The 26306-nt window shown below is 71.8% G+C and carries 29 protein-coding genes; 13 read left to right on the top strand and 16 right to left on the bottom strand.

Annotated features, from left to right (window positions below; translation table 11 throughout):
- The first annotated feature begins 178 nt into the window (after positions 1–178).
- Positions 179–694, top strand: coding sequence for a pyridoxamine 5'-phosphate oxidase family protein (locus HUT06_RS00600; protein ID WP_217711133.1), 516 nt, complete (start codon positions 179–181; stop codon positions 692–694).
- On the opposite strand, the gene HUT06_RS00595 is transcribed toward HUT06_RS00600, so the two are convergent.
- Genes HUT06_RS00595 through HUT06_RS00585 form a run of 3 tightly spaced genes read right to left on the bottom strand, consistent with a single transcriptional unit; the run spans position 627 to position 1973 of the window.
- Complete coding sequence (locus HUT06_RS00595; protein ID WP_176193881.1) at positions 627–866, bottom strand: DUF397 domain-containing protein; 240 nt, start codon at positions 864–866, stop codon at positions 627–629. The two genes, HUT06_RS00600 and HUT06_RS00595, sit on opposite strands and share 68 nt — an antisense overlap.
- Positions 867–889: 23 nt before the next feature.
- Positions 890–1114, bottom strand: coding sequence for a DUF397 domain-containing protein (locus HUT06_RS00590; RefSeq protein WP_176201056.1), 225 nt, complete (start codon positions 1112–1114; stop codon positions 890–892).
- A gap of 4 nt (positions 1115–1118) precedes the next feature.
- Positions 1119–1973 (bottom strand): helix-turn-helix transcriptional regulator, encoded by an 855-nt coding sequence (locus HUT06_RS00585; protein WP_176193880.1) that lies wholly within the window; start codon positions 1971–1973, stop codon positions 1119–1121.
- Between the two features lie 171 nt (positions 1974–2144).
- Here HUT06_RS00585 and HUT06_RS00580 point away from each other — a divergent pair, with 171 nt between their 5' ends.
- Entirely contained in the window at positions 2145–2585 is a 441-nt protein-coding gene (locus HUT06_RS00580; protein WP_176193879.1) for an ATP-binding protein, read from the top strand.
- Here the strand turns inward: HUT06_RS00580 and HUT06_RS00575 are convergent.
- Positions 2572–2913, bottom strand: a complete 342-nt coding sequence (locus tag HUT06_RS00575; RefSeq protein WP_176193878.1) for a helix-turn-helix domain-containing protein — start codon at positions 2911–2913, stop codon at positions 2572–2574. The two genes, HUT06_RS00580 and HUT06_RS00575, sit on opposite strands and share 14 nt — an antisense overlap.
- Positions 2914–3010: 97 nt before the next feature.
- On the opposite strand from HUT06_RS00575, the gene HUT06_RS00570 reads away from it, so the two are divergent.
- Entirely contained in the window at positions 3011–3886 is an 876-nt protein-coding gene (locus tag HUT06_RS00570) for an NAD(P)-dependent oxidoreductase (protein WP_176193877.1), read from the top strand.
- An 88-nt stretch (positions 3887–3974) separates the two neighbouring features.
- Here the strand turns inward: HUT06_RS00570 and HUT06_RS00565 are convergent, their stop codons facing one another.
- The 5 genes from HUT06_RS00565 to HUT06_RS00545 form a co-directional block, all read right to left on the bottom strand.
- Positions 3975–6002, bottom strand: coding sequence for a protein kinase (locus HUT06_RS00565; protein ID WP_176193876.1), 2028 nt, complete (start codon positions 6000–6002; stop codon positions 3975–3977).
- Positions 6003–6147: 145 nt separating this feature from the next.
- Complete coding sequence (locus tag HUT06_RS00560; protein ID WP_176193875.1) at positions 6148–6681, bottom strand: GNAT family N-acetyltransferase; 534 nt, start codon at positions 6679–6681, stop codon at positions 6148–6150.
- 77 nt (positions 6682–6758) lie between these two features.
- On the bottom strand, positions 6759–8144 hold the full coding sequence (locus HUT06_RS00555) for an FAD-binding oxidoreductase (protein WP_254714897.1): 1386 nt from the start codon (positions 8142–8144) through the stop codon (positions 6759–6761).
- A gap of 50 nt (positions 8145–8194) precedes the next feature.
- Positions 8195–9001 carry an SDR family NAD(P)-dependent oxidoreductase gene (locus HUT06_RS00550; protein ID WP_176193874.1) on the bottom strand — a complete coding sequence of 269 codons (807 nt, stop codon included), beginning with the start codon at positions 8999–9001 and terminating at the stop codon, positions 8195–8197.
- Positions 9002–9094: 93 nt separating this feature from the next.
- Complete coding sequence (locus HUT06_RS00545) at positions 9095–9535, bottom strand: hypothetical protein (RefSeq protein WP_254714896.1); 441 nt, start codon at positions 9533–9535, stop codon at positions 9095–9097.
- Between the two features lie 127 nt (positions 9536–9662).
- Here HUT06_RS00545 and HUT06_RS00540 point away from each other — a divergent pair, with 127 nt between their 5' ends.
- Positions 9663–10859, top strand: a complete 1197-nt coding sequence (locus tag HUT06_RS00540) for a site-2 protease family protein (protein WP_176193872.1) — start codon at positions 9663–9665, stop codon at positions 10857–10859.
- A gap of 102 nt (positions 10860–10961) precedes the next feature.
- On the opposite strand, the gene HUT06_RS00535 is transcribed toward HUT06_RS00540, so the two are convergent.
- Positions 10962–12425, bottom strand: a complete 1464-nt coding sequence (locus HUT06_RS00535) for an MFS transporter (protein WP_176193871.1) — start codon at positions 12423–12425, stop codon at positions 10962–10964.
- Positions 12426–12622: 197 nt separating this feature from the next.
- On the opposite strand from HUT06_RS00535, the gene HUT06_RS00530 reads away from it, so the two are divergent.
- The gene (locus HUT06_RS00530) at positions 12623–13114 is read left to right on the top strand and encodes a MarR family winged helix-turn-helix transcriptional regulator (protein WP_176193870.1); all 492 of its coding nucleotides are present in this window, start codon (positions 12623–12625) and stop codon (positions 13112–13114) included.
- A gap of 12 nt (positions 13115–13126) precedes the next feature.
- On the opposite strand, the gene HUT06_RS00525 is transcribed toward HUT06_RS00530, so the two are convergent.
- Positions 13127–13546 carry a MerR family transcriptional regulator gene (locus HUT06_RS00525; protein WP_217711132.1) on the bottom strand — a complete coding sequence of 140 codons (420 nt, stop codon included), beginning with the start codon at positions 13544–13546 and terminating at the stop codon, positions 13127–13129.
- Between HUT06_RS00525 and HUT06_RS00520 the strand changes: the two genes are divergently transcribed.
- Entirely contained in the window at positions 13545–14480 is a 936-nt protein-coding gene (locus HUT06_RS00520; protein WP_176193869.1) for an NAD(P)H-binding protein, read from the top strand. The two genes, HUT06_RS00525 and HUT06_RS00520, sit on opposite strands and share 2 nt — an antisense overlap.
- A 27-nt stretch (positions 14481–14507) precedes the next feature.
- Here HUT06_RS00520 and HUT06_RS00515 read toward each other — a convergent pair whose 3' ends face one another.
- A complete protein-coding gene (locus HUT06_RS00515) occupies positions 14508–15035 on the bottom strand; it encodes a YbhB/YbcL family Raf kinase inhibitor-like protein (RefSeq protein ID WP_176193868.1) in 528 nt (175 codons plus the stop codon).
- A 108-nt stretch (positions 15036–15143) separates the two neighbouring features.
- Between HUT06_RS00515 and HUT06_RS00510 the strand changes: the two genes are divergently transcribed.
- Complete coding sequence (locus tag HUT06_RS00510; RefSeq protein WP_176193867.1) at positions 15144–15821, top strand: GntR family transcriptional regulator; 678 nt, start codon at positions 15144–15146, stop codon at positions 15819–15821.
- 11 nt (positions 15822–15832) lie between these two features.
- Here HUT06_RS00510 and HUT06_RS00505 read toward each other — a convergent pair whose 3' ends face one another.
- Positions 15833–16576 (bottom strand): helix-turn-helix domain-containing protein, encoded by a 744-nt coding sequence (locus tag HUT06_RS00505; RefSeq protein WP_176201053.1) that lies wholly within the window; start codon positions 16574–16576, stop codon positions 15833–15835.
- Positions 16577–16800: 224 nt separating this feature from the next.
- Here HUT06_RS00505 and HUT06_RS00500 point away from each other — a divergent pair, with 224 nt between their 5' ends.
- The 5 genes from HUT06_RS00500 to HUT06_RS00480 all read left to right on the top strand — a co-directional run bounded on the left by HUT06_RS00500 (position 16801) and on the right by HUT06_RS00480 (position 20624).
- A complete protein-coding gene (locus HUT06_RS00500; protein ID WP_176193866.1) occupies positions 16801–17469 on the top strand; it encodes a DUF4097 family beta strand repeat-containing protein in 669 nt (222 codons plus the stop codon).
- Positions 17470–17480: 11 nt separating this feature from the next.
- Positions 17481–18440, top strand: coding sequence for an ATP-binding cassette domain-containing protein (locus HUT06_RS00495; RefSeq protein WP_176193865.1), 960 nt, complete (start codon positions 17481–17483; stop codon positions 18438–18440).
- Positions 18437–19210, top strand: a complete 774-nt coding sequence (locus HUT06_RS00490; RefSeq protein ID WP_176193864.1) for an ABC transporter permease — start codon at positions 18437–18439, stop codon at positions 19208–19210. Before HUT06_RS00495 ends, HUT06_RS00490 begins: the two co-directional genes overlap by 4 nt.
- A gap of 245 nt (positions 19211–19455) precedes the next feature.
- A complete protein-coding gene (locus HUT06_RS00485) occupies positions 19456–20031 on the top strand; it encodes a universal stress protein (protein ID WP_176193863.1) in 576 nt (191 codons plus the stop codon).
- A gap of 17 nt (positions 20032–20048) precedes the next feature.
- The gene (locus HUT06_RS00480; RefSeq protein WP_176193862.1) at positions 20049–20624 is read left to right on the top strand and encodes a hypothetical protein; all 576 of its coding nucleotides are present in this window, start codon (positions 20049–20051) and stop codon (positions 20622–20624) included.
- Positions 20625–20652: 28 nt separating this feature from the next.
- On the opposite strand, the gene HUT06_RS00475 is transcribed toward HUT06_RS00480, so the two are convergent.
- The 3 genes from HUT06_RS00475 to HUT06_RS00465 all read right to left on the bottom strand — a co-directional run bounded on the left by HUT06_RS00475 (position 20653) and on the right by HUT06_RS00465 (position 25577).
- Positions 20653–21393, bottom strand: coding sequence for an SDR family NAD(P)-dependent oxidoreductase (locus tag HUT06_RS00475; RefSeq protein WP_176193861.1), 741 nt, complete (start codon positions 21391–21393; stop codon positions 20653–20655).
- Between the two features lie 150 nt (positions 21394–21543).
- A complete protein-coding gene (locus tag HUT06_RS00470; RefSeq protein WP_176193860.1) occupies positions 21544–24291 on the bottom strand; it encodes an AAA family ATPase in 2748 nt (915 codons plus the stop codon).
- Positions 24292–24386: 95 nt separating this feature from the next.
- Positions 24387–25577, bottom strand: a complete 1191-nt coding sequence (locus tag HUT06_RS00465) for an MFS transporter (protein WP_176201052.1) — start codon at positions 25575–25577, stop codon at positions 24387–24389.
- 104 nt (positions 25578–25681) lie between these two features.
- Between HUT06_RS00465 and HUT06_RS00460 the strand changes: the two genes are divergently transcribed.
- Positions 25682–26272: a TetR/AcrR family transcriptional regulator gene (locus HUT06_RS00460; RefSeq protein WP_176193859.1), complete on the top strand. Its 591-nt coding sequence runs from the start codon at positions 25682–25684 to the stop codon at positions 26270–26272.
- Positions 26273–26306 lie beyond the last annotated feature (34 nt).

The raw sequence follows: 26306 nt of genomic DNA, 5'->3' as shown, positions 1-26306 counted from the left end.
TGACCCACCCCGGCGGCGGGTATGCCTCCACCCGCGTCACCGCACGCCGTCTCCGCCGGTCAGGAGTCGGACGCGCAAGGTTCCGGCCATGTGTCGAAGTGCGCGCGGCGCCGTTCGTCTACGAGGTAGAGCCTCCCGGCAGGGGAGGAGAACTACACCCGTGTGAAGGGGAATCGTCGTGCACGTTGACGAAGAACTCGCCTCGATCCCGGTCCCGCGCACCCTGGCCGAGCGGCGGGCCCATGCTCGCAAGCGGCTCGAAAACGGCTCCCAGATGTGGCTGGCCACCGGCGGCGACGGTCATGGTCCACATCTGATCCCCGTGGCCTACGTGTGGTCCGGCTCGGCTCTGTACACCGCGACCTTCATTAGGAGCCGCACTGTCGCCAACATCGAACGACGCCCGCAAGCGCGGGTCGCCATCGGCGATACGGCCGACGTCGTCATGATCGACACCAGTGTGTCGCTTGTGGACGTCCTCGGCGTCGACTCCGACATCGCCGACCGCTACGCCAAGGTTTCCACGGACCCCCGTACCTCCTCGGACGGCACGTTCGTCTATCTGTGCCTGCACCCGCGTCGCATCCAGGTCTGGAACGGCCTTCACGAATTCGTCGGACGCACGGTCATGCGGGATGGCCGGTGGCTGGACGAACCCGTCGACCAGCGGAACGACGCGACCCGCCGCCCTTGAGCTGGACAAGCAGCGCGTCCCATGCCGCATGGCTCAGGACGAGATGCGCCCCGTCCGGATCGGTCGAGTCACGAACACGCACCGCCCTGTCTCGCCCCAAGGGCAGGGCCGCGCACTCCACACACGTCTCAGGGTAGCTGCCACTGTGACTGCTCTTCCGCCACCGAGTCATCTGTCGCGCCTCCTCCGCAAGGGTCAGGTCTGGCGCTCCAACCCGCCTGTCTTGAGCTGGACGAGCAACGCACTCCAGGTTTCGGGCGTCAAGGTCAGATGGGGCCCGCTCGGGTCCGTGGAGTCCCGGATCCCGACGGCGCCTTCCAGCCCATTCGGCAGGAGCGCGCACTCAACGCAGGTCTGCGGCTCAGCGCCGCTGTGACTGCTCTTTCGCCAGCGAACCACTTGTCGTCTCCTTAGGCGCATCGGTTCAGAGATCACGGATGGCCTGTTCGATCCGCTCCCTCGTCTCTTCCTGGGAGAGCGCGACCCGGTGCAGCTCCGCCTGTATGTCCCGGTATGGCGCAACCTCCTCGTCTTCTTCCAGGAAGATGCTCCGCCGGAGGCCATCGATGACCACGATGAGGAAATCTCCCGCCTCAACGTGCAGGATCGAGAACGATCCGTCAACACCGGGGTTCCGAGGGGCGGTGAAGGGCAAGATCTGGATCTCGATGTTTGGATGCTCCGACTGTTCGAGCAGGTGTCGAAGTTGGGCGACCATGACCTCGTGGCCTCCCGTCAGCTGACGGACCGCAGCCTCACCGATCACGACGGTGAGTTTCAAGGGATCTGCTCTGGTGAGCGCGTCCTTGCGCGCCATCCTGTAGGCCACCGCGCGGTCGATGTCACGTCCGGCATTGCTGGGTACCGACGTCATCACGGCACGGGCGTACTCCGGCGTCTGCAGGAGCCCGTGGATGAGGTCAACGTGGTACGCGAAGAGCTGTGAGCTGTCTTGTTCGAGAAGAACGTACTCGCCGTAGTTTGCCCCTATCCCCAGCTGCTTGTGCCGCCGGATCCAGTCGCGGGAGGGGCCGCCGGTGGCTAGGCCGATCAGCGCTGTTCTGAGGTCGTCGTCCTCCTCGAAGCCGTACATCATCAGGATGTAGTTGATCTCGTGGACGCGCGCCACGATCTGGGCGTTCTCCATCCGGCTCAGGGCGGATTTGGAGATCTTGAGGAAGGCCGCGGCACCGTCGAGGGTGAGGCCGCGGTCTTCGCGGATCTTGCGCAGTTGGACGCCGAGTCGCCTGCGGCGAACGGTCGGGGGTCGTGTCGCCATGACACTGATTGTCACTGGCTCGACACAGACTGTCACGCATTTTCCAAGAAAGGGGAAATCCCGCTTTGCGCATCTCCCGCCCGACCGCCCTCCCTCTCCCGACGAAGATGGTTGTGGGCTCTCACCTGGGCATTCATGCTTGCGGGCGTCGCTTACGGAGGGAGTGAGGCAATGACGCCTTGTGAGGCGGAGTCCGGAGACCTGCGGTTCCTCGGGACGATCACGATGCCCGGTGAGCCGAGGTCCGCGCGGGTCGCGCGGGCCTTCGTGAGCGGGGTCGCGACCCATGTGGACGGCGATGCGCTGGCCGATGTCGTCCTCTGCGTGGACGAGTTGGTCGCCAATGCGTGCGAGCACACCGCGTCCGGCACGGGCGGGCAGGTCACCGTCGTGGTGAGCGCACGCGAGGACGTGTTGCGCGTGACCGTCCTCGACCAGGGCGGTGTTCAGAAGCAGCCGCGCGTCCGCGACGATCCGTTCGCGGAGGACGGCCGTGGGCTGTTCCTCGTTGACGCGCTCTCCAAGAGTTGGGGGTCGCATCCATCGTTGAACGGCACGGCCGTGTGGGCGGAGTTCCGCGCGGTGCCGGCCGAGGACGTCAGCGGTGCGTGATGTCGGCGATGACGTTCTCGCGCCCCCAGGCGCCGAGCGGGGCCAGGGCCTCGTTGAGCGAGACGCCGAGCGGTGTCAGCGAGTACTCGACGCGGGGCGGGACCTCGTCGAACACCTCGCGGTGGACGATGCCGTCCTGCTCCAGCTCGCGCAGCTGGGCGGCGAGCACCTTCTCGGTCACGCCGGGCAGCTCCCGGCGCAGCTCGCCGAAGCGGTAGGGCCGCTCGTTCAGTGCCCAGAGGATCAGCCCCTTCCACTTACCGCTGATCACGTCCATCGCCGCGTCGATCCCGCAGATGTACGCCCCTGGTCGCTGTGCCGTCCGCATCGTCCCGTCCCCTGACCTCGTCGCTGAGGCCAGGGTAACCACGCACTTCGAAGTGCGTACTTGATCATGTGCGCGGACGGGGCCGAGCCTGGACGGCATGGGACATGACTCTAAGCAGATCAGCGTGCTCGGCCTCGGTGCGATGGGCGCCGCGGTCACTCGCGCGTGGCTGGCCGCCGGATACGAGACGACCGTGTGGAACCGGACGGCGAGCCGCGCCGAGCCGCTCGTCGCCGAGGGCGCGAAGGCGGCGGCGACGGCCGCCGAAGCCGTCGCCGCGAGCGGCCTCGTGATCGTCTGCCTGCTCGATGACGCGTCGGTCGGCGCAGCCCTCGCGGACGCCGACCTCGCGGGCAAGGACCTGGTCAACATCACCACCGGAACGCCTGGTGACGCGCGCGAGCGTGCGGGATGGGCGGCCGGACGCGGTGCCCGGTACCTGGACGGCGGGATCATGGCCGTGCCGCCGATGATCGGCGTCCCCGGCTCGGGCGCCTACGTCTTCTACAGCGGGTCGCCGGAGTTGTTCGCCGAGCACCGCGACGCGCTGGGCGTCCCGGCGGCTGCCAAGTACGTCGGGCAGGACGCCGGTTCGGCCGCCCTGCACGATGTGGCGCTGCTGAGCGCGATGACCGGCATGTTCGCCGGGATGGCGCACGCGTTCGCGCTCACGCGCGGGGCGACGTCGCCGCGGGAGTTCGCGCCGCTGCTCATCGAATGGCTCACCGCCATGGCCGGTGGGGCGGACGGCATGGCCGCGCACCTGGAGAGCGGCGACTACACGACGGGCGTGACGTCCAACCTCGCCATGATGGTGCAGGGCAACGCGACCTTGCTCCGCACCGCCGAGGAGCAGGGCGTCAGCCCCGAACTCCTCACCCCGTTCATGGCCCTGATGGAACGCCGCCTCGCCGACGGCCACCCCGACGAGGACACCACCGGCGTGGTCGACCTGCTGCTCCGCGAAGCGTAAGGACGTCTCAGGAAGGGGACGGTGATGGCCCTACGGCTGGCCGCGCCGCAACGTCTAGGGCGATCTTCTACGGCGGTCGCCGGAGGTGTTAGCCGGGCATCCCGGTTGGAGCCGGGTGGTAGGGGCCAAAGTCCTCCCAGTCGGACCAGTCCCCGTCTCGTACGACCTGCCACAGGTGCCACAGGTGGCCGTCGGCGCCGCGCACGAACACCTCAATGCGCCCATCGGCCGAACCGTGCGCGGCCGGGTCGCCCACGACCGTCAACAGGTCGCCATTCGGGAGCGGACGGTGGCGGCTGAGGTTCTCCCAATTCGACCAGCCGCCGTCTCGCGCCACCTGCCACAGATGCCACAGGTGGCCGTCCGCGCCGCGCACGAACACCTCAATGCGCCCATCAGCCGCATTATGCGCAGCCGGGTCACCCGCCACCGTCAACAGATCGCCATCCGGGAGCGGACGATGCCGACTGAGGTCCTCCCAATTCGACCAGTTGCCATCCCGAGCAACCTGCCAGACATGCCACAGATGACCATCCACACCACGCACGAACACCTCGATCCGACCGTCAGCCGCATTATGCGCAGCCGGGTCACCCGCCACCGTCAGCACATCACCATCCGGGAGCGGACGATGCCGACTGAGATCCTGCCAATCCGACCAATCGCCGTCTCGTACGACCTGCCACAGGTGCCATAGGTGGCTGTCGACGCCGCGCACGAACACCTCGATCCGGCCGTCAGCAGAAGCATGCGCAGCCGGGTCACCCGCCACCGTCAGCACATCGCCATCCGGGAGCGGACGGTGCTGACCCAGATCCTGCCAGTTCGACCAGTTGCCGTCCCGAGCGACCTGCCACGCATGCCACAGGCGACCGTCCGCACCACGCACGAACACCTCGATCCGACCATCGGCCGAGCTGTGCGCGGTCGGGTCGCCCGCGACTTCCAGCGGGCCATCACTCGCAAGCGTGCGATATCCGCTCATATCATCCCAGTTGGACCAATTGCCATCCCGAGCAACCTGCCACGCATGCCACATATGGCCGTCCGTGCCACGCACGAACAGCTCAATCCGGCCATCAGCCGCATTATGCGCGGCCGGATCACCCGCGACCTCCAGCGGGCCATCACTCGCATCAAAGCGATACCCGCTCATATCATCCCAATTAGACCAGCCGCCATCTCGCGCGACCTGCCACACATGCCGCACACGATCGTCCGCGTCACGCATGAACACCTCGATCCGCCCGTCAGCCGCACTGTGCGCGGCCGGGTCACCCGCCTCTGGCAGAAGGCCGTTCGGCATGATCAGGGTCGCTTTGGAGGCGTCCGCGAAATGGTCCAGAATCTCGGTGAGACCCGGCCGCCGCCCAGGGTCTTTGGCCAGGCAGTCGCTGATCAGACCGGTGAGGTGGGAAGGGAGCCGGGCCAGGTCGGGGCTCTCGTGGACGATCCGGTAGACGATCGTTCCGGCCGGCCCCGTGCCGAAGGGACCGCGTTCGGTCGCGGCGAAGGTGAGTACCGCTCCCAGCGCGAACACGTCGCTGGGCGGCCCGACCTCCAGCCCGCGCGCCTGTTCGGGTGACATGTACCCGGGAGTCCCGAGCGCGACGGTCGAGGTATGGGCGTCGTCCAGCGCACGGGCGATACCGAAGTCGATGACGCGGGGACCGTCGGCCGCGAGGATGATGTTGCCGGGTTTGAGGTCACGGTGCACAAGACCGGCGTCGTGAATTGCGGCCAGCCCCTCCGCGAGTCCCGCTCCCAGGGCGCTGAGCGCATCGTCGGGCAGCGGCCCGTGTCCGCGAACGGCCTGTTCGAGCGACAGACCGGGGATGAATGCCGTGGCCAACCACGGAGGGTGCGCCATGGTGTCGGCGTCGACCACCTGCGCGGTGTAGAAGCCGCCGACCCGCCGGGCCGCCTCCACCTCGTTGGTGAACCGGCGCCGGAACCCGGCGTCATCGGCCAGCTCCGGGCGCACCACCTTGATCGCGACCGGCCGCCCGCCTTGAGACCGGCCCAGGAACACCAGTCCCATCCCGCCCCCGCCGAGCCTCCCCTCCAGCCGATATGGGCCCACCCTGCGCGGGTCACCCGGCTGCAACGGCTTCATCCAGAGGCCTCCCAAATGATGCCCACCCCCGAAGGACGAGTTGAGATCATCCCAAACAACTCATCCTTGGGGGAAGCATGGCGACTCAGCCCAGGCCAGGAGATCGGGTGCCCCTGGACGATCACGTCCGCGGCCTCCTGCGGGGCTATGCGGTGGGCGTCCAGAAGCGGAGTTTGCCGCCGCGCTCGCCCTCGAGCACGCCGCCGTTGGCCTCGATCACCTTGCGGGACGCGACATTGTCCACATCGCAGGTGATCAGCGCGGATTCGATTCCGAGCGAATGCGCGACGGGGAGCGCCTCCTTGAGCATGAACGTGGCGTGGCCGCGGCGACGGGCGGACTTGCGGACGTCATAGCCGATGTGACCGCCGATTTCGCGAAGGAAGTCGTTGAGCCGGTGGCGGATCGCGATGCGGCCGAGGAACTCCTCGCCGTCGACCAGCCAAAGGGTCGTGGCCGTGACGAATCCCTCGCGCCGCGGGGTCCACCGCTCGTCGAGCAGCGTCATCACGTACCGGCCGAAGACCTCGGGGTCGCGCCAGGTGTCGCCGAACTCGCGGAGTTCCTGCGTGATCGAGCTGTTGCCGACGGCTTCTGCTCGGCCTTCAGCCCGGAACTCCTCCATCGCGGCCACGAATGACTCCTGGACGGCAGCGGTTGGCAGCACGAGTTCGGGCATGTCCCAATCTGTAGCGCGCAGGGCGCCCGAGCGGCAACGCAATATCCGCGTCAAGCTCGGGCGCCGTGGGTCTTGATTCAAGTGGCGGGTGGGATGTTGTGGTTCAGGCTGAAGACATTGGACGGGTCGTAGGTCGCCTTTAGCTCGGCCAATCGCCGGTACGTCTCCGGCGCATAGGCCCGGCGTACCTGGTCTGGCGTTGCGTTCTGTCCGAAGAGGAAGTTCAGGAGCGTGCCGGACGCCTTTTCCGCGAGCGCGTCCCCGACTCGTGCGTGCAACGGCTCCACATCAGCACCGGGCTCCAGCTTCGACAGGACGCCGACCAGGTAGCCGGCGCCGCGGTTGCCGACCGCGGTCGGGACGGACGGCTGCCGCGCCATCGCCCCGCCCAGCTGGCGGATCTCCAGGATCGCGCGCTCGGGCGCGCCCGGTCCCACGAGATCGAGCAGGTCGCGGACGGTCCCCGCGTCAAGGCTGTCCAGGGCGACGTTCGTCGCGTGGTACGCCATCGGGATCGGCGGCTCGTTGTGGATCGTCGCCGACTCGGTGTACGGCATGTCGTCCACCGTGTCGATCAGGCGAGGGGCGACGGCGCGGAGGGGCTCGATGAGCCGTTCCCCGTCCTCCCCCAGATACGCGATGCGGACATGCGCGACATGGCGCCCCCGCAGCGGTTCCGGGAAGACCGGGATGTCGGGGACGGGCATCAGCGCGACCGACGACGTCATCTCGTCCGGCACGGTCGCCGTCCACCTGCGCCACGTCTCCAGGACGTCCGGTATGTGCTCGGCGTCGAAGTAGAGCCCGCCGCCGTACAGGCGCGTGACCGGGAGCAGCCCGATCTCCAGGCCGGTCACGACGCCGAAGTTGGCCCGGCCGCCGAGCAGCGCCCAGAACAGGTCGTCGCCGGGCGTGACCCGCCGCGCCCGGCCGTCCGCCGTGACGACGTCGATCGACCGGACGTGGTCGGCCGCGAACCCGTACATCCGCGACATCAGGCCGACGCCACCGCCCAGCGTGTACGACACGGCGCCGACGCCCGGCGACGATCCCGACAGCGGCGCCAGCCCGTGCTTCGCCGCCTCCTCGACGACCTGCGCCCATCGCACGCCGGCCTCGATCCACACCGTGCGGGCCTCGGCGTCGACGCGCAGCCCGGTCATCCGCCGCGTGCTGATCAGGAGGCCCCCGTCGGCGCCGAGCGGCAGCCCGTGGCCGGTGTTCTGGACGGCCACGGGCAGCCCCTGCCCGGCCGCGTACCGGACGGCGGCGCGCACGTCGTCCGCGTCCGCCGCGGCGACGATCACGGCGGGACGGTGCGGGCCGGCCGTCTGGAAGCCGACCCGCTCGTCGTCGTATCCCTCGTTACCGGGCTCGAAGACCGATCCCTTCACCATGTCGAGCATGGCGCCCCCCTCGTGGACGTTCTCGCTGTTCACCGCCCATTCTGGGGAGCCGTCCACCAGAAGTCCAAGAGATAGATCTGATCGAAGCCAGCAGGATCGCTTATGACTCAGAGTTCCTTGAGGAAGCCGGAGTCGACCGCGTAGTCGGCGCCGGTCGTGCTCGCCGAGCGCGGCGACGCCAGCTGGACGATCACATCCGCGACCTCCTGGGGGTCGGCGAGGCGGCCGGTCGTGAGGGCCATCATCTCGGCGGCACCGCCGCCCAGCACCGCGTCGCGGTCGGAGCCGGTCGCCCCGGCGATGACGTCGGCGGCGCCGCCCTCGTCCGTCCACCACGGGGTCAGGACCGGGCCGGGCGACACCGCGTTCACCCGCACGCCCTGCGGCGCGTACTCCTCCGACAGCCCCAGCGTCAGGTTGGTCAGCGCCGCCTTCGCCGCGTTGTAGTCGAAGTTCATCGGCCCGGGGCGCCGGGCGTTGCCCGACGACACGTTCACGATCGACGCCGCGTCGCTGCGCAGCAGGTGCGGGAGCGCCGCCCGCACCGCCCGGACCACCGCGAACAGGTTGAACTCGAACATCTCGCGCCAGTCGTCGTCCGAGGGGGTCAGGAAGCCGAAGCGCGGGAGCGCCGCGCCGGGCGGCGGGCCTCCCGCGTTGTTGACCAGCACGTCGAGCCCGCCGAACTCCTGCACCGCCTGCTCCACGGCCGCGGCCGGGGCGGCCGGGTCCATGAGGTCGGCGGGGACGTGCAGGAGGTTCGGCCCGGCGAGCGCGTCCAGCTCCGGCCCCGACTTGCGCGACACCGCCGCCACGCGGGCGCCCTCGTCCAGCAGCGTCCGCACGACCGCCAGTCCGATGCCCTTCGATGCTCCGGTGACGACGGCGACGCGTCCGGCAAGCCGCAGATCCATGGGGTTTCCCTTCAGAGAGCGAGCACGCCCGATCGGACGTGAACCCTCTGAACCCCACTCCGCCCGCCCAGGTTGCAGCCCGGCCGGAAACCTCTAGCGGAGGGCGGCGTAGGTGGCGGCGGCCACGGCGCCGTAGGCGAGGTGGGGGACGGCGTCCATCAGCCAGTCGGTCGGTGACCATTCGCGGGGGTCGGTCAGGCCGAGGGCGGTCATCGGCGCGCTCGACCCGATCATCGCGAGCACGGTCAGCGCCGCGGTCGCGACCGGCATCGGGACGCTGCGGCGCCCGGCGATCGCGCCGTAGGCGGCCCCGGCACCGAGGCCGGTGCCGAAGCCCAGCATCGGGCCGAGCCCGGCCTTGCGGTTGTCCGCCGTCTCCCCGTCGCCGAGGTCGACTCCGGCGGCGTCCGCCAGCTTCTCCACGCTCTGCTCGGGGGTGCTGCTGGCCGGACGCCCCCGGACCGCCATGTCCAGATACGTCACCGCGTTCAGGGCGGTGGTCCCGGCGGCGCCGGCGATCAGTCCACGCGTCATCTTGTCCATGCCCTGCCGCTACCCGCACGATCGGCGATCCCACCCGAGCGCGGCGAAGGCATGGACGTCCGGGCAGCGGGTAGCTCGTGCGTGCGCGGGCCGAGCACGCACCGACGAGGAGACGCCGATGAGGGAGTCGCTCCGCCTCGGCCGCATCGCCGGCGTCCGGGTCGGCGTCAACTACAGCGTGCTGCTGATCGTGGTGATCCTGGTCTTCGGGCTGGCGTTCGGCCGGTTCCCGCAGGCGCATCCGGGCCTCGCCACGTGGGCCTACGTCGTGGCGGGCCTGGTGAGCGCGATCCTGCTGCTGGTGTCGCTGCTCGTCCACGAGCTGGCGCACGCGGTCGTCGCGCGCCGCAACGGGATCGAGGTCTCCGGCATCACGCTGTGGCTGCTCGGCGGCGTCGCCGAACTGCGCGGCGAACCGCGCTCGGCGGGCGCGGACCTGCGCATCGCCGTCGTCGGCCCCCTCGCGAGCCTCGCCGCGGGCGGGGTGTTCGCGGCCGCGGCCGCGGTGGCGGCCGCCGCGACCGGCGCCGGCCTCGGCGTGGAGACGCTCGCCTACCTGGCCGGGATCAACGTGATCCTCGCCGTGTTCAACCTGGTCCCGGCGGCGCCGCTGGACGGCGGCCGGGTGCTGCGGGCGTTCCTGTGGTGGCGCCGCGGCGACCGGACCGCCGCCGCCGTCACCGCCGCCCGCGCCGGGCGGATCTTCGGCTACGTCCTGATCGTCCTCGGATTCCTGCAGTTCGTGTTCGGGCTCGGCTTCGGCGGGCTGTGGCTGGCCCTCATCGGGCTCTTCGTCGTCGGCGCCGCGAGCTCCGAGGAGCAGCAGGCGAAGGTCAACGCCGCCCTGCACGGCATCCGCGTCGGCGAGGTCATGACGCCCGACCCCGTCGTGGCGGACGCCGAGCAGCCGGTGCAGGGCCTGATCGACGAGATCGTCCTGACCCACCGCTTCTCGACGTACCCGCTGGTGGAGGACGGGCGGCTGGCGGGCCTGGTGACGCTGAACCGCGTCCGCGCGACCCCGCCCGACGAGCGCGCCGCGCTCCGCCTGGCGGACATCGCCTGCCCGCCGGACCAGGTCCCGACCGCCCATCCGGACGACCCGCTGACCGATCTGCTGCCCCGCATGGCGGGCTGCACCGACGGCCGCGCCGTCGTCCTGGGCGGCGGCAACCAGGTCGTGGGCCTGGTCAGCCCCAGCGACATCAGCCGGGCGATGCAGACCAGCGACTTGCGCGGCAGCCACCCCTACGCGCCGCCGCGCGGCGCCGACCTGACCGTCCCGCACGGGCGGCGCGGCCCTTGGTGGTCCTGAACAGGTCCCGGTGGTCCTGAACATGGGCCCGCCCGCCGGAGCGGGGTGCGGTCGCTTCGGCGGGCGGAGTCTCGGTAGCGGTGACGGACGCGGAGGACGTGCTCAGGTGTCGCTGGTGACCTGCTTGGACAGGGTCGCGGCGGCGGCCGGGGCGCGGTGGGCGCCGGCGACCGCGCGGCGGCCGGACGGGATGGTGGCGGCGATGAGCCCGGCCAGCAGCGCGACGCCGGCGCCGATCAGCAGGCCGACGCGGAACCCGTTCTCGGACGCGAGCTCGTGCCCGCCGAGGTTGATGGTCATCTCGGCCAGCACCACGCCGACCACGGCGGCGCCGATCGAGGTGCCGAGCGAGCGCATGAGCGCGTTGAAGCCGTTGGCGGCGGCGGTCTCGCTGAGCGGCACCGAGCTCATGATCAGCGCGGGCATCGCGCCGTAGGCCAGCCCGACACCGCAGTTGATGATCATCAGGCCGACCATCAGGCCCCAGGCCGCGCCCATCAGCCCGAGCGAGGCGCCGTAGCCGGCGGCCACCACCAGGATGCCGATGACCAGCGTGAACTTCGGGCCGCGGACGTTGGTGATCTTCCCGCCGATCGGCGAGACGAGCATCATCACGATGCCGGCGGGCGCCATCCACAGGCCGGCGGCGAGCATCGACTGGCCGAGGCCGTAGCCGGTCGCCTCGGGGTACTGGAGCAGCTGCGGGACGATCAGCATCGACGCGTACATGCCGACCCCGACGAAGATCGACGCGAGGTTGGTCAGCAGCACCCGGGGACGGGCGGTGGTGCGCAGGTCGACGATCGGCTGCGCGGTGCGGAGCTCCCAGAGACCCCAGCCCGCCAGCACCACGACGGCCGCGACGAACAGGCCGAGGGTGGTGGCGGACGCCCAGCCCCAGTCGGCGCCCTTGGACACCGCCAGCAGCAGGCAGACCAGCCCGACGCCGAGACCGACCGCGCCGGGCGCGTCGAACCGCTCGCCCTTGGCCCCGGCCGGGACGTCCGGGATCAGCCGCCAGATCAGCACCCCGATGAGCACGGCGATGCCCGCCGACCCCCAGAACAGCACGCGCCAGCTCGCGTACTCGGCGATCGCCGCCGCGATCGGCAGGCCGAGACCGCCGCCGATGCCCATGGACGCGCTGACGACCGCGATGGACGAGCTGAGCTTCTCCTGCGGCACCACGTCCCGCAGCAGGGCGATGCCGAGCGGCACCATGCCCATCCCCATGCCCTGGAGCCCACGCCCGACGATCATGGGGACGACCGAGGACGACAGCGCGCACACCACCGAGCCCGCGATCAGCGGCACCGCGCAGACCAGGAGCATGGGGCGCTTGCCCACGAGGTCGCCCAGCCGCCCGAAGACCGGCACGCAGACCGCACCCACCAGCAGGGTGACCGTGATGACCCACGCGCTGTTGGACGGCGAGGTGTGCAGGATCTTGGGCAGGTCCGCGATCAGCGGCGTGACCAGTGTCTGCATGATCGCGGCGGTGATGCCGGCGAGCGCCAGCGTGGCGACCACACCGCCCGATCGGGCAGCGGGCTGAGGGGCGTCCATGACGCGGCTCCTTGCTTGTCGTCGTATCCGTCCGGCCGTCGACCGGCACCAAAAGTGCACGATACACGTAATATGTATGAAGCATATGATGTGTGTGATGCACACCTCCCCGCGAATCCGGGGGTCTCTCTGCGAGGATGGAGGCCGGGGACGCCCCCGGAGGGGCGGGCGGTCCCGGCAGGAGGAGGGCAACGGCCATGGTCAGGCCCACGCACGAGGTCGAGTACGAGCAGATGCTGCTCAGCCGGCACGAGGTCATGCGCCACCGGGCCGGGAGACTGGAACGCAGCGCCTACGTGCTGCTCAGCCGGATCCGCCTCCAGGGGCCGATGTCCATCGGCGAGCTCAGCGAGGCGTTCGGCCTCGACGCCTCGACCCTCAACCGGCAGACGGCCGCGGCGATGCGCGCCGCCCTCCTGGAGCGCATCCCCGACCCCGAGGGCGGCATCGCCCGCAAGTTCCGCATCACCGCCGAGGGCGCCCGCCTCCTCGACGAGGAGCGCACGATCATCATCAACGGCCTCGACCGGGTCATGGCCGACTGGTCGGACGAGGACATCGCCACCTTCGCCGCCTACCTGCGCCGCTTCAACACCGACATAGAACGCCTCAGCGGCCGCACCTGGCCCCGCCCGACGAAGAAGGACTCGGACACCGACCAGCCCGCGGACGCCAGGCTCCACGCCTGACGACGGGCGCGCTCAGTCCTTGCGGGCGAACGACGCGCAGTCCGGGCATTCGTCGAGATACCGGTGCCGGCACTCGGCGGTGTGCCGCAGGAAGGCGACGGCCTCCCGGCGCCGCGCGATCTCGGCCTCCAGCGAGGCGATCTTCGCTCGCACGACCGCCTGCGCCGCCGCCTTCCGCGGCGCCATGGCGGCGATGACCTCGGGCAGCGACAGGCCGACCCGGCGGAGCTTGCGCACCGTGCGGGCCTGTTCCACGGCGGCGTCGTCGTAGCGGCGGTGCCCGTTGCCGTCGCGGCGAACGGTGAGGGCTCCGACGTCCTCCCAATGCCGCAGGACGTGGGGGGCGACACCGAGTTCCGCGGCCACCTCCCCGATCGTCCGCACCGCGCGCCTTGCCTTCATGTCGACCTGAACCCCTACCGTCTCGATCATGCCTGACACCGACCGCCCCGCGAGCCCCCGGCTCCGTCCGACGATCCTGGTCACCGGCGCGACCGGCAACCTCGGCCGCGAGCTCACCGGCCGCCTCCGCGAGCGCGGCGCGCGGGTGCTGAGCCTGACGCGACGGCCCGCCGGTGCGCATTCCGTGGCCGGCGCGGTGGCCGGCGATCTCACCGACCGCGCCGCGATGCGCGCGGCGCTCGACGGCGTCGACGCGGTCTTCCTCATCTGGCCGCTGCTCGATTCCGCGCCCGCGCGCGGCCTGGTCGCCGAGCTCGCGGCGGCGGCGCCGCGCGTCGTCTACCTCTCGTCGACGGCCTTGGACGACCGGGCCGTCCGCCAGAGCGATCCCATCCTTCAGGTGCACGCGGACATGGAGACTCTGCTGCACAACGCCGGCCTGCGGCCCGTGGTGCTGCGCAGCGACACGTTGGCGTCCAACGCCCGCGGCTGGGTGCCGCAGGTACGTGCGGGCGACGTCGTGTCGGGGCCGGACGTCGCGCGCACGGCCGTCGTCGATGAGCGCGATGTCGCCGATGCGGCCGCGGCCGTATTGCTCGCCGGCCACGCCCCGTCCGAGCACGACCTCGCCGACGACGGCCCGTGCCTGCTGACGGGGCCCGAGGTGCTGAGCCGCGCCGAGCAGGTCGAGCGCCTCGGCGCCGCGCTCGGCCGCCGGCTGCGTTTCGCGGCCGTCACCGCCGGCACGGCACGGTCGCGGATGCTCGCGGACGGGCGTCCCGCACCGCTGGTGGAGGCATTGATCGCCGCCTCGGAGCGCAGGCCGGCGTCCGACCTCACGACCGACCACGTGGAGCGCCTCACCGGCCACCCGGCCCGGTCGTTCCTGGAGTGGGCCCTCGACCACGCGGCCGAGTTCAGCGGCGCCGATCGGCCCGCCCGGGTGGACGGCGAGACTCCGTAGCGAGGGGCAGTCCCCGTTCGGTGTTCGTTATGCGGGGGTTTCGGCGGTGGCGGTCAGGACCGCGCGGCCGAGGGTGTGGCCGGCCATGGTGAATCCGAGGACGGCCGGGGTGGCGTCCGCCGGGACGCCGATGGTGTCGACGTCGAGGGCGTGCACCACCACGAAGTAGCGGTGCGGGCCGTGCCCGGCGGGCGGGGCCGCGCCGATGAAACGGGCCGCGCGGGCGTCGTTCGGGAGCTGGAAGGCGCCGTCGGGCAGGCCCGAGCCGGTGTCGTCTCCGGCGCCTTCGGGCAGCTCGGTGACGGTCGCGGGGATGTCGGCGACCGCCCAGTGCCAGAACCCCGACCCGGTCGGGGCGTCCGGGTCGTAGATGGTGACGGCGTAGCTCTTGGTGCCTTCGGGGGCGCCGCTCCAGGACAGCTGCGGCGACGCGTCCCTGCCGCCGGGCAGGGCGGACGAAAGCTGCTCTGCAGGCAGGGCCGCACCGTCGGCGACGCCGGCGCTGCTGACGTCGAAGGCGGCTGCTTCCGGGAGGCGGGCGAAGGGGTTGTTCATCGGACTGCTTCCTCTCACACGGCGTGCGGTGGGGACGACCAGTGCGGCCGTCTCTATCGACGATAACACAGATAATCGATTATCTACCTGATCGTCTATGCTGGGGGCATGACGCAGACGGTACGGGCGGGGAAGCGGATGCTCTCCGAGGAGGTCCACGCGCAACTGCGGGACGCGATCATGCGGGGGCGCCACGCCCCCGGCGACGCGCTCAAACCGCACGACCTCGCCAAGGAGCGGGGCGTGAGCCTCGCCGTCGTCCGCGAGGCACTGGTGCGGCTGGTCGGCGAGGGCCTCGCCGACCGGCTGCCCAACCGCGGGTTCGCCGTCCCGGCCTTCTCCGACGGCCGCTGGCAGGAGATCGCCGAGGCGCGCCGGACGATCGAGCCCGTCCTGCTGCGCATGTCCATCGAGCGCGGCGACGTCGACTGGGAGTCGCGGGTGCGCGCCGCCCACCACCGCCTTGCGCGCACCCCGCCGTACGTCCCGGAGGAGGGCGAGTACTACAGCGAGGCGTGGTCCGAGGCCCACCGGGTCTTCCACCGCACCCTGCTGGAGGGGTGCGGCAACCCCGTGCTGCTGGAGACGTTCGACCGGCTGTGGACCGCTAGCGAACTGGCCCGCCGCTGGTCGGCGCACCGCGATCCCGGCCGGGACGGCGTCGCCGAGCACCGCCGCCTGGAGGAGACCGCGCTCGCCCGCGACGCCGACGCGGCGGCCGAGGTGCTCGTCCAGCACTTCACGCAGACCGCCGCCGCGCTCACCACGGACCCGCAGCCTGCCTGAACGGCGGCCGGTTACCCGTCGTCCGGCTTCGGCTCGGTCGGCCGCATGCCGCTGTAGAGCACCTCGCGGGCCTGGTCGGTGGCGCGGCCGAGGCTCTCGGCGACGAAGTCGAGGAAGCGCGCGACGTTCTCCAGCCGGACGGCGGCCGGGCTCCCGGACCCGAGGATGCCGACGCCCTGCCGGAGGATCTCGGCCTGCTGGTACAGGGACCGGACGCTGCCGATCATGGACTGGTAGTAGAGGTCCTCGTCGACGACGTAGCGCTCGCGGCGGCCCTCCTCCCGGACCCGGCGGACGAGGTCCTGGCTCTCCAGGAACTTGATCGTCTTGGACACCGACGCCGGGCTGACCTGCAGCCGCTGGACGAGTTCGGACGCGGTGAGGCTGCCCGAGTCGCTCAGGTACAGGGCGACCAGCATCCGCGCCATCATCCGGTTGGACAGGCCCGACTGCATGAGGACCGTCGTGAGGGACTCCTCGTACTCGCGCAGCGCCTCGGGGTCGCGCCCGTCGGCCTGCGGGATCGCGCCCGGCGCCCGGGAGGCGGCCGGCCTGCGCCGGTTGGCGCGGCGCTCGGTGGCGCGATGGGCGAGGTCGGCGCGGTAGCCGGTGGGCCCGCCGTTGCGCATCACCTCGCGCGTGACCGTGGAGGTGGGGCGGTCGAGCCGTCTGGCGATCTCCGCGTAGGCGAGGCCGTCGGCCAGGCCCAGCGCGATCTGCTGGCGTTCCTGCTGGGTGAGCCGGCCTCCCGGCATCGCGGCCTCCTTCATCCGTCCGCCGTCCGCGCCCAGCCTAGCGTTCACACTCATTCCATTGCAACGCGACGGTGCTCGATCATTGCATTCGAGTTCAGGTCGTTGCAATGATTATTGCCAGTTGACGTGCAGAGATGTGGATCTAGTGCAACGAGCTTGTTGCCAGGATCGGAAAGGCAACGTAGCGTTTCCAGTGTTCGAAACAACGACCCGAGGAGCGCACGATGCACCGCTTCGACACCCCCGCCCCGATCACCGCCGACCTCGACGTCCCCGCCGGCCGCGTGCAGGTCATCGCCGCCGACCGGGCCGACACCGCGGTCGAGGTCCGGCCCGCGAACCCCGCCAAGTCCCGCGACGTGCAGGCCGCGGAGCAGACCGCGGTCGAGTACGGCGACGGCGTCCTGCGGATCACGGCGGCCCCGGCGCGCAACCAGCTCTTCGGCCCCTCCGGGTCCGTCGAGGTGACGGTCCAGCTGCCCGCCGGGTCCCGGGTCGAGGCGAAGTCCGCCAGCGGCGAGTTCCGCGGCGTCGGCCGGCTCGGCGAGGTCGTCTTCGAGGGCGCGCACGGCGCCATCAAGGTCGACGAGGCCGCGGGCGTCCGGCTCACCACCGCCGCCGGCGACGTCTCGATCGGCCGCCTCACCGGCCCCGCGGAGATCAGCACCCAGAAGGGCGACATCAGCGTCGCCGAGGCCGTGCGCGGCACGGTCGTGCTGCGCACCCAGTCCGGCCAGGTGTCGGTCGGCGCCGCCGCCGGGGTGTCCGCCTCGCTGGACGCCGGCACCGCCCACGGCCGGATCCGCAACTCGCTCAAGAACGCCGGCGGCGTCGCCGACCTGGCGATCCACGCCACCACCAGCAACGGCGACATCGTCGCCCGCAGCCTCTGAGGAGCACCACCATGTCCCCCCTGGCCATCGCAGCGACCGGACTCCGCAAGTCCTACCCCGGCAAGGACGGCGCCAAGACCGTGCTCGACGGTGTCGACCTGGCCGTCCCCGAAGGGACGATCTTCTCCCTGCTCGGCCCGAACGGCGCCGGCAAGACGACCACCGTCCAGATCCTGTCCACCCTGATCCCGGCCGACGGCGGCACCGTCCAGGTCGCCGGCCACGACCTGAACCGGCAGGCCGACGACGTGCGCGGCGCGATCGGCGTCACCGGCCAGTACTCGGCGGTCGACAAGCTGCTCACCGGCGAGGAGAACCTGCTCCTCATGGCCGACCTGTGGCACCTGTCCCGCCGGGACGGCAAGCGCAAGGCCGCCGACCTGCTGGAGCGCTTCGACCTGGTGGAGGCGGCGCGCAAGCCCGCCTCCACCTACTCCGGCGGCATGCGGCGCCGGCTCGACCTCGCGATGACGCTGGTCGGCGACCCGCGCCTGATCTTCCTGGACGAGCCCACCACCGGCCTCGACCCGCGCAGCCGGCGCGGCATGTGGCAGATCGTCCGGGGACTCGTCGAGGACGGCGTCACGATCTTCCTCACCACCCAGTACCTGGAGGAGGCCGACGAGCTCGCCGACCGGATCGCCCTGCTCGACCACGGCCGGCTGATCGCCGAGGGCACCTCCGAGGAGCTCAAGCGGCTCATCCCCGGCGGCCACATCGAGCTCACCTTCGCCGACGCGCGGCTGCTCGGCGCGGCCCGCGACGCCGTCGGCACCGGCATCGCCGACGCCGGCGCGCTCACCCTGCGGGTGCCGAGCGACGGCGGCGTCCACGCGGTCCGCGAACTGCTCGTCCTGCTGGACGGACGCTCCATCGACGTCGCCGAGATGAGCGTCCACACCCCCGACCTCGACGACGTCTTCCTCACCCTCACCGGCAACCAGGACCAGCAGAAGGAGCCCGTCCGATGAGCACCCTCACCCTCGCCGCCCGCGACTCCTCCACCATGGTCCGGCGCCAGCTGAAGCGGATCGTCCGCTACCCGTCCATGACCATCCAGCTGATCATCACGCCCGTCATCCTGCTGCTGCTGTTCGTCTACGTCCTCGGCGGCACGCTCGGCGCCGGCATCGGCGGCGGCCGGGACCAGTACGTCGACTACGTCCTGCCCGGCATCCTGCTCATGGCGGCGGCCACCGCCGCGACCGGGACCGCCGTCATGGTCGCCACCGACATGACCGAGGGCATCATCGCCCGCTTCCGCACCATGCGGATCTCCCGGGCCTCGGTGCTCACCGGCCACGTCGTCGGCAGCGTCGTCCAGCAGCTGCTCGGCATGGCGGTCCTCATCGGCATCGCCTTCGCGATCGGCTTCCGCCCGAACGCGACGGCCGTCGAGTGGCTGGCCGCCATCGGCCTGCTGACCCTGTTCGTCGTGGCCATCACCTGGCTGTCGGTCGCGCTCGGCCTGAAGTCCTCGACCCCCGAGGCGGCCAGCAACGCGCCGTTGCCGCTGGTCCTGCTGCCCTTTCTCGGCAGCGGCTTCGTCCCCACCGACGACATGCCCACCGTCCTGCGCTGGTTCGCCGACTACCAGCCCTTCACCCCGATCATGGAGACCGTCCGCGGCCTGCTCCTCGGCAGCGAGATCGGCGACAACGCCGCGATCGCCACGGCCTGGTGCGCCGGCATCGCCGTGCTCTCCTACGTCTGGGCCAAGCGGACCTTCAACAAGGCCTGACCCGAACGCCCGCCCCCCGGACAGGGCCGCCCGACCACCCGGTCGAGCGGCCCTGAATCTTTGTGCCCGCTGCCCGCGCGATTCGGGAAACCCATTCGAGCTGTCACAAATCGCGGGGCCGGTTGGTCGTACCTGGTGGCGGATGGCGACCGATGCCGGGGAATGGCCTTCGACCGCCATTCTCGGGACGAGGTGCATTGGCCGCCCATTGGTCCGGGCGCGATGCGCGAACAAAGGAGACGGACATGATCGTGGTGGTGGCCGACGGCTCGAAGGCGGGCCTGCGGGCCGTCGAGTGGGCCGCGCGCGAGGCGGCTCGGCGCACGATCGCGCTGCACGTGCTGCACGCCGCCTCGGTGGCGTGGAAGGCGTTCGCCGAGGAGGACGGGATCGCCGAGGCCGTGGAGGCGATCGGCGACGGCCCGGGCGCGGTCCTGGAGCGGGCGCGCGCCGCGGCCCTGACCGCCGAGCCCCGCGTCCCCGTGACCACGGCGGTCGTCCGGGGCGATCCCCGGCCCGCGCTGGTCGAGGCGGCGCGGGAGGCCGAGCTGCTGGTGGTCGGCGACCGGGGGCTCGCCGACCACGGCCTCGGCACCTTCAGCGAGCCGCCGGTCAACTCGGCGGGGCTGGGCGTGTCCACCTACGTCCTGTGCGACGTGGTGGTGGTGCGCCGCACGGCGCAGGCCGTCCGGCTGTCACCCGCGCAATGGCTGTTCGACCCGGTCGACGCCCGGCAGGACGACATCGGCCTGCACGGTCTGCTCGCGTCCACCGGGCCACTGGAACTGCATCTCAATTCCGGTCTCCTTTTCCCGGGCTAACGGCGGGGGATGCGGCCATGAGAAGGAACGGATTGGTCGCGAGCCTCGGCCGGCTGCGGCGAAGGATCGGCTTCGACGGCAATGAACTGCGCCGTCCGGTGGACCGCCGGCAACGCACGGCCGGCCTGCTCCTGCTGTTCCTTTTCCTGGGCGTCGGCCTGCCGGTCTGCGGCCGCGTCGTGGAGGTCGTGTACGACGCGGGCGTGCGCACCGAACGGTACGAGGCCGTGACCCGCTACCAGGTCCACACCACGGTGCTGCGGGTCGAGGCCCTGCGAACCGGAAATCGGCTCACGGTGATGTGGTGGGACGTGGACGGCCGGCTGCGGACCGACTCCTATGAGACCACCTACGCAGCCGCCGTCGGCGAGCAGTTGGAACTGTGGGCAGACCCGGAGGCGGTGTCGGACAGGCCCCCGCGGCGGCACGCGCAGACGGTCGGCGAGAGCGTCGGCGCCGGCCTCGGCACCCTCACCGCCGCCGGCTCGCCGCTCCTGGCCGCCTACCTGTGGATCCGCACCCGCTGCGACCAGCGGCGCGACCGGCTCTGGGACGCCGACTGGGAGCAGCTGGACGCCGACCGGTCCCGCTGAACCGGCCCGATGGGCGCCGCGATCGCGGTCACCACGCCTGGTCGCCGCCGCGCACCATCAGCTGGTTGACGGCGACCCGCCGGTCGCGCGTGACGATGTAGCCGATGGCGTCCGCCACGTCCTCCGCGCGCAGTGCGCCGGCCCCGCCGAACTCGCCGAGGCGGTCGTTCAGCTCGGTGTCGGCTAAGCCGGGCTCGACCACGCTCACCCGGACCCGTTCGCCGAGCAGTTCCTGGCGCAGCGATTCGGTGAAGGCGTTCAGGCCGGCCTGGGTCAGCGAGTAGACGCTGCTACCCCGGCGGGCGACGCGCCCGGCCGTGGAGCCGACGTTCACCAGGTCCGCGACCTGCCGCGGCGACGTCGACGCCGCGTAGATCAGGTGCGGGACGGCGGCGTGCGTGACGTGCAGCATCGCCTCCACGTTGCGCGCGACCATCCGGTCCCACTCCTCGACGGTGGTGTGCAGCGCCGAGTTGAGCAGCATGATCCCGGCGCTGTTGACCAGGACGTCCAGCCGCCCGAGCTTGTCCAGTGCCTCCTGCACCGCGTCCTCGGCCCCGTCGGGCCCGGTGACGTCGGCCGCCACCGGGACGGCGTGCCCGCCGAGCCCCGCGATGTCGTCCGCGACCTGCGTCAGGCGGTCGGCGCGGGAGGCGAGCAGGGCGACGGCCGCGCCCTCGCGGGCGAGACGGCGCGCGGTCGCGGCGCCGATCCCGCCGCCGGCCTCGGTGACGAGGGCGACCGCCCCGTCCAACGGCTGATCCGACATGGCTGCCTCATTCGTTCCGAGGCCACGGGGAGCTCGGTGGCCGGTGGATGCAGGGTCCGCGGCGAGACGCCGACGGTCCAAACCTCGTCCACACGGTCACCGGTTCGCACCAGTGTGTCTCCCTAGTCGGCTCCGGCTGGGGCCGGGCGGCTACGCCGGGCGCGAGGAAGCGGACTCGTCGCGCGGAAGGACGCCGGGAAGCTGCTTGCGCGAGCTGATCCCGAGCTTGGCGAAGACCTGGCGGAGGTGCCATTCGACGGTGCGGGGGCTCACGAAGAGGCGGGCCGCGACCTCGGGGTTGGACAGGCCGTCCCGGACGAGCAGGGCGATCTGCTGCTCCTGCGGCGTCAGCCGCGTGTCCGCCGCTGCATCGCTCTTGCGCCTGCGGACGGTCTCGCCGGTGGCGAGCAGCTCGCGCCGCGCGCGCTCGGCGAACGCCTCCATCCCGATCGACGTGAACATGTCGTAGGCGGTGCGCAGGTGGCTCCGTGCCTCGACCCGCCGGCGGGCGCGCCGCAGCCACTCGCCGTACAGCAGGTGAGCGCGCGCCAGTTCGGGGCGCAGGACCGTCCGTTCCAACCGGTCGATCGCCTCGCGGTACAGATCGGCCGCGCCATCGTCGTCGTCGCTCAGCAGCGCCCGGCAGCGCGTCAGGATGCCCTGGGCCCAGTCGGTGTCGCAGGGTTCGGCCGTGTCCGCCAGATCCTCCAGCGCCCCGTGGGCCGCCGTGGCGTTCCCGGTGCGCGCCGCCGCTTCGACGAGTTCGGGGAGCGCCCACTGGCCGACCAGCTCGTTCGCGCTCTGGATGGTGGCCTGGGCCGCCGACAGCGCGCGCTCGTAGTCGGCCAGGCCGTTGTAGAGGATCGCCGTCGCCCACTGCGCCGTCGCGACGCCCGCCAGCTGACCGCCGGCACCGGCCTCCTCGATCGTGGCGGTGAGCAGCGCCGACGCGTCCGCCTCCCGGCCGCGCAGCGCGGCCAGCAGGAGCTTGGTGTGCTGCGTCATCGGCACGCCCGTCGCGGCGGCGACGGCCTCGGACTCGGCGGCGATCTCGGCGGCGGCGCCGAGGTCGCCGCTGAGCGAGACCGGTATGCCGAGCGCGTGGAGGTAGACGGGAAGGTCGGCCAGGGCGCCGGCCGCGCGGACCTCGGCCAGCGCCCGCGCGGGCGTCCGGGTCATGATCCCGTCCTCCCAGGCCAGCGCGACCAGCCCGTTCGCGGCCCAGCCCCACTTCAGGACGTCCTGCGAAGGGGCGTCGGTGAGCGCCCGCACCGCCTCGCGCAGCACCGGAAGCGCGGCGCGCCGGCCGGCGGTGCCGAGCAGCGCGTAGCTCTCCAGTACGAGATCGCGGACGGTCGGCGGGCCGTCCGGCCGGGGCAGCCTCCCGATCGCCTCGGAGATCGCCACGAGGCTCTCCCGGTTCGCGGCCCCGTAGGAGGCGCTGCCCCAGGCGACGAGGTAGGTCTCCCGCGCCGCGTCCATGTCGAACGGCTCCAGCCGCCGCGCGGCCTCCAGCAGCATCGGCGGCGCCTCGTCGTCGAAGCCCGCCGCGAACGTGATGTGGCTGTGGACGAGGTGGGCGCGCACCCGCTGGATCTCGGTCCGCGCGTTCCGGTCGGCGACGGCGGCCAGCTGCCGCGCGGCGTCGAGGTCGCCGGCCCGGAGCGCGGCGTCGGCCGCCGCCAGGGCGCGGTCGGCGCGCCGCGAGGTGTCGACGCTGAGCAGCGCGGACCGCTGCAGGAACGCCGCCGCCGCGGCCAGCCCGCCGCGCGCCTGCGCCCGCCCGGCGGACCGTTCCAGTTCGGCGGCGACCCCTTCGTCGGGCCCGGTCGCGGCCGACGCGAGATGCCAGGCGCGGCGGTCGGGGTCGGTCTCCGCGTCCGTCGCCTCGGCCAGGGCCAGGTGCACCGCCCGGCGGTCCTTGAGCCGCGCCGCCCCGTACACAGCCGACCGCACCAGCGGATGGCGGAAGATCACCCGGGTGTCGAGCTCCAGCAGGCCGTCCGTCCCGGCCGCGAGGGCCGTCGCCGGGGTGATCCCGAGCCGGTCGGCGGCCGCCCAGATCAGGGTGGGATGGCCGGTGGGCTCGGCCGCGGCGATCAGCAGCAGCAGCCGGGTCGGCTCGGGCAGCGCCTCGATGCGGGCCAGGAAGCTCTGCTCGATCCGGTTCGGGAGCGCGTCCGCGTGCAGCAGCCCGAACCCGCCCGCGAGCTGCGTCGCCGACAGCCCGCGCGGCAGTTCGAGCAGGGCCAGCGGGTTGCCTCTGGTCTCGGCCACGAACCGCTCGCGGACGTGCCGGTCGAGCCGGACCCGCGCGACCGAGTCCAGCAGCGCCTGCGCGTCCGCGTCCGCCAGGCCCGTGATCTCCAGCTCCGGAAGCCCGATCAGGTCCTGCGGACGTTCCCGCGAGCCGAACAGCAGGACGACCGACTCGGCCAGCAGGCGCCGCGCGACGAAACCGAGGATCTGCGCCGACGCGCGGTCCAGCCACTGCGCATCGTCCACCACGCACAGCAATGGGCCCTTTTCAGACGCGTCCGAGAGCAGCCCCAGCACCGCCAGCCCGACCAGGAAGCGCTCCGGCGGAGGCCCCGCGCGCAACGCGAACACCGTCTCCAGCGCCTCACGCTGCGGCTCCGGAAGGCTGCCGAGCCCGTCCAGCAGCGGCGCGCACAGCTGGTGCAGAGCGGCGAACGCCAGCTCCATCTCCGATTCGACGCCGGCCGCACGCAGCACCCGGACGTCCGTCGCCGCGCGCTCCGCATACTCCAGGAGCGCCGACTTCCCGACCCCGGCCTCCCCCAGCAGGACCAGCACACGGCTCTCCCCGGCACGCACCGCCGCGATCGCCTGTTCCAGAAGAGCGCGCTCCGAAGCCCGCCCGAGCAGTTGGTCCACCGGTACCAGCCTTAATTGCGGACGATGCCGCACCACCTCCAATTATGTCCGAAAGCGCCCGGTCTCTGGAGATATCACCCCGCAAGGTCGGAGCATCATCGCCCCAGCTCCACGCTCGTCCGCGCACTCCAGACCGCCAGTGCGGCCGCCAAAGCGCAGGCGCCGCCGACCCACAGGACGGCCTCAAGCGCGAGCGAGTCGACGATGACGCCGCCGGCCAGGGCACCGAGGCCGATCGACAGGTTGAACACCGCCACCCACAGCGCGGAGGCCGCCTCCACTGCCTGGGGCGCCACCTTGATCATCCACGTCTGCAGCCCGACCGACACGCCGCCGAAGGCCAGTCCCCAGGCGATCAGCAGCACGGCTCCGCCGACCGGCGTCCGGCCCAGCGCCAGAAAGAGCGGCATCGCGGCCGCCAGCGCGAGGGCGATGACCAGCACGGTCCGGTGCGGACGGCGGGCCAGCGCGGCGCCGGCGACGAAGTTGCCGATCAGGCCCGCCGTGCCGAAGGCGAATAGCAGCGGGCCGACGAGCCGCTCGTCGATGCCCGACAGCCTCTGGAGTGCCGGGCTGACGAAGGTGTAGGCCGCGAAGTGGCCGGTCACGATGAGGAACGTCGCCAGGATGCCGACGCGGACCCCAGGAGTGCGGAACTGCGCGCCCAGCAGCCGCGGCCGGACGGGCCGGGAGGCCGCCAGCGGCGGGAGCACGGCCAGCAGGGCCAGCAGCGCGAGGAGCGCCAGGGCGCTCAGCGTCGCGAAGGCGATGCGCCAGCCCGAGAAGTCGCCGAGCAGCGTGCCGAGCGGGACGCCGAACACGTTCGCGGCTCCGACGCCGCCGAAGATGACCGCGGTGGCCCGCGGCACCGCCGCCGGGGCGACGAGCCGGACGGCGAGGCCGCTCGCGACGGCCCAGAAGCCGCCGATCGCCACCCCGACCAGGACCCGGGACGACACCAGGACGGCGAAGCCCGGCGCCAGCGCCGAGGCCACGTTGGCGAGCGTCATCAGCCCCATCAGGCCGAGCAGCAGCAGGCGCCGGTCCATCCCGCCGACGACCACCGGGACCAGCGGCGCCGAGACCGCCGCGACCAGGCTGGGCACCGTCACCATCAGCCCGGCCGTCCCCTCGGAGACCGCCAGCGCGGACCCGACGCGGGTCAGCAGCCCGATCGGCAACTGCTCGGCGGTCACCAGCAGGAATGTCCCCAGCGCCACCGCGGCGACCGCCGCCCAGCGACTGTCCGGTGGAGCCTGCTCCGCCTGGACCGCGGACTCGCCCATCGTCGTCACCGTTGCCTCCTTCTCATTTGGGAACGATCGCTCCCATATGATGCGGGACCCTAGTATGGGAACGATCGCTCCACAAGTCGGGTAAGGTGGCGGACATGGCACGCCCCCGGCAGTTCGACGAGCAGGACGCGGTCACCAAGGCGACCGGGCTGTTCTGGCGCCGCGGCTACAACGCCACCTCGGTGCGCGACCTCGGCGCCGAACTCGAACTCACTCCGAGCAGCCTGTACCGGACGTTTATCGACAAGCACACGCTCTTCCTGCGCGCGCTCGACCACTACCAGGCCACCGACTCCGCCGAGGCCGAGCACCGGCTGGACGCCGCGGGCCGTCCGGTCCGCGAGGTGCTGCGCGAGTGGATGCTGTGGCTGGTCTCCTGCCCGTCCGACGGCGAGCCGAGCAGGGGCTGCTTCGTGGTCAACACCGCGACCGAACTCGGCACCGCCGACGACCAGGTCCACCAGCGGACCGAGGCCGCCTTCGAGGTCACCCGCCGGGCCCTGCGCTCACTCCTGCTGGAAGGCCGCGACAACGGAGAACTGCCCGCCGCCCTGGACGTCGACGCCTCGGTGGAGCTGCTGTTCACCGCGGTGCTCGGGCTGCGCGTCCGAGAACGCGCCGGCCACGACCCCGCCCGCCTGGCCACCGCGATCGACGCCGCGATCCGGGCGCTGGACACCATCTAGATCCGAACAAAACCATCTACAACAAAACTATCTG

Source organism: Actinomadura sp. NAK00032, from assembly GCF_013364275.1.
Classification (GTDB): Bacteria; Actinomycetota; Actinomycetes; order Streptosporangiales; family Streptosporangiaceae; genus Spirillospora.
Note: the sequence above shows the minus strand (reverse complement) of the source record. Positions and strands in the feature narration are given on the sequence as shown.

Coding starts and splice junctions, on each gene's coding strand:
- HUT06_RS00595 (WP_176193881.1), bottom strand. CDS start 866: ATGACTCGGTGGCGGAAGAGCAGTCACAGTGGCAGCTACCCTGAGACG.
- HUT06_RS00590 (WP_176201056.1), bottom strand. CDS start 1,114: ATGCGCCTAAGGAGACGACAAGTGGTTCGCTGGCGAAAGAGCAGTCAC.
- HUT06_RS00585 (WP_176193880.1), bottom strand. CDS start 1,973: ATGGCGACACGACCCCCGACCGTTCGCCGCAGGCGACTCGGCGTCCAA.
- HUT06_RS00580 (WP_176193879.1), top strand. CDS start 2,145: ATGACGCCTTGTGAGGCGGAGTCCGGAGACCTGCGGTTCCTCGGGACG.
- HUT06_RS00575 (WP_176193878.1), bottom strand. CDS start 2,913: ATGCGGACGGCACAGCGACCAGGGGCGTACATCTGCGGGATCGACGCG.
- HUT06_RS00570 (WP_176193877.1), top strand. CDS start 3,011: ATGGGACATGACTCTAAGCAGATCAGCGTGCTCGGCCTCGGTGCGATG.
- HUT06_RS00565 (WP_176193876.1), bottom strand. CDS start 6,002: ATGAAGCCGTTGCAGCCGGGTGACCCGCGCAGGGTGGGCCCATATCGG.
- HUT06_RS00560 (WP_176193875.1), bottom strand. CDS start 6,681: ATGCCCGAACTCGTGCTGCCAACCGCTGCCGTCCAGGAGTCATTCGTG.
- HUT06_RS00550 (WP_176193874.1), bottom strand. CDS start 9,001: ATGGATCTGCGGCTTGCCGGACGCGTCGCCGTCGTCACCGGAGCATCG.
- HUT06_RS00545 (WP_254714896.1), bottom strand. CDS start 9,535: ATGACGCGTGGACTGATCGCCGGCGCCGCCGGGACCACCGCCCTGAAC.
- HUT06_RS00540 (WP_176193872.1), top strand. CDS start 9,663: ATGAGGGAGTCGCTCCGCCTCGGCCGCATCGCCGGCGTCCGGGTCGGC.
- HUT06_RS00535 (WP_176193871.1), bottom strand. CDS start 12,425: ATGGACGCCCCTCAGCCCGCTGCCCGATCGGGCGGTGTGGTCGCCACG.
- HUT06_RS00530 (WP_176193870.1), top strand. CDS start 12,623: ATGGTCAGGCCCACGCACGAGGTCGAGTACGAGCAGATGCTGCTCAGC.
- HUT06_RS00520 (WP_176193869.1), top strand. CDS start 13,545: ATGCCTGACACCGACCGCCCCGCGAGCCCCCGGCTCCGTCCGACGATC.
- HUT06_RS00525 (WP_217711132.1), bottom strand. CDS start 13,546: ATGATCGAGACGGTAGGGGTTCAGGTCGACATGAAGGCAAGGCGCGCG.
- HUT06_RS00515 (WP_176193868.1), bottom strand. CDS start 15,035: ATGAACAACCCCTTCGCCCGCCTCCCGGAAGCAGCCGCCTTCGACGTC.
- HUT06_RS00510 (WP_176193867.1), top strand. CDS start 15,144: ATGACGCAGACGGTACGGGCGGGGAAGCGGATGCTCTCCGAGGAGGTC.
- HUT06_RS00505 (WP_176201053.1), bottom strand. CDS start 16,576: ATGCCGGGAGGCCGGCTCACCCAGCAGGAACGCCAGCAGATCGCGCTG.
- HUT06_RS00500 (WP_176193866.1), top strand. CDS start 16,801: ATGCACCGCTTCGACACCCCCGCCCCGATCACCGCCGACCTCGACGTC.
- HUT06_RS00495 (WP_176193865.1), top strand. CDS start 17,481: ATGTCCCCCCTGGCCATCGCAGCGACCGGACTCCGCAAGTCCTACCCC.
- HUT06_RS00490 (WP_176193864.1), top strand. CDS start 18,437: ATGAGCACCCTCACCCTCGCCGCCCGCGACTCCTCCACCATGGTCCGG.
- HUT06_RS00485 (WP_176193863.1), top strand. CDS start 19,456: ATGATCGTGGTGGTGGCCGACGGCTCGAAGGCGGGCCTGCGGGCCGTC.
- HUT06_RS00480 (WP_176193862.1), top strand. CDS start 20,049: ATGAGAAGGAACGGATTGGTCGCGAGCCTCGGCCGGCTGCGGCGAAGG.
- HUT06_RS00475 (WP_176193861.1), bottom strand. CDS start 21,393: ATGTCGGATCAGCCGTTGGACGGGGCGGTCGCCCTCGTCACCGAGGCC.
- HUT06_RS00465 (WP_176201052.1), bottom strand. CDS start 25,577: ATGGGCGAGTCCGCGGTCCAGGCGGAGCAGGCTCCACCGGACAGTCGC.
- HUT06_RS00460 (WP_176193859.1), top strand. CDS start 25,682: ATGGCACGCCCCCGGCAGTTCGACGAGCAGGACGCGGTCACCAAGGCG.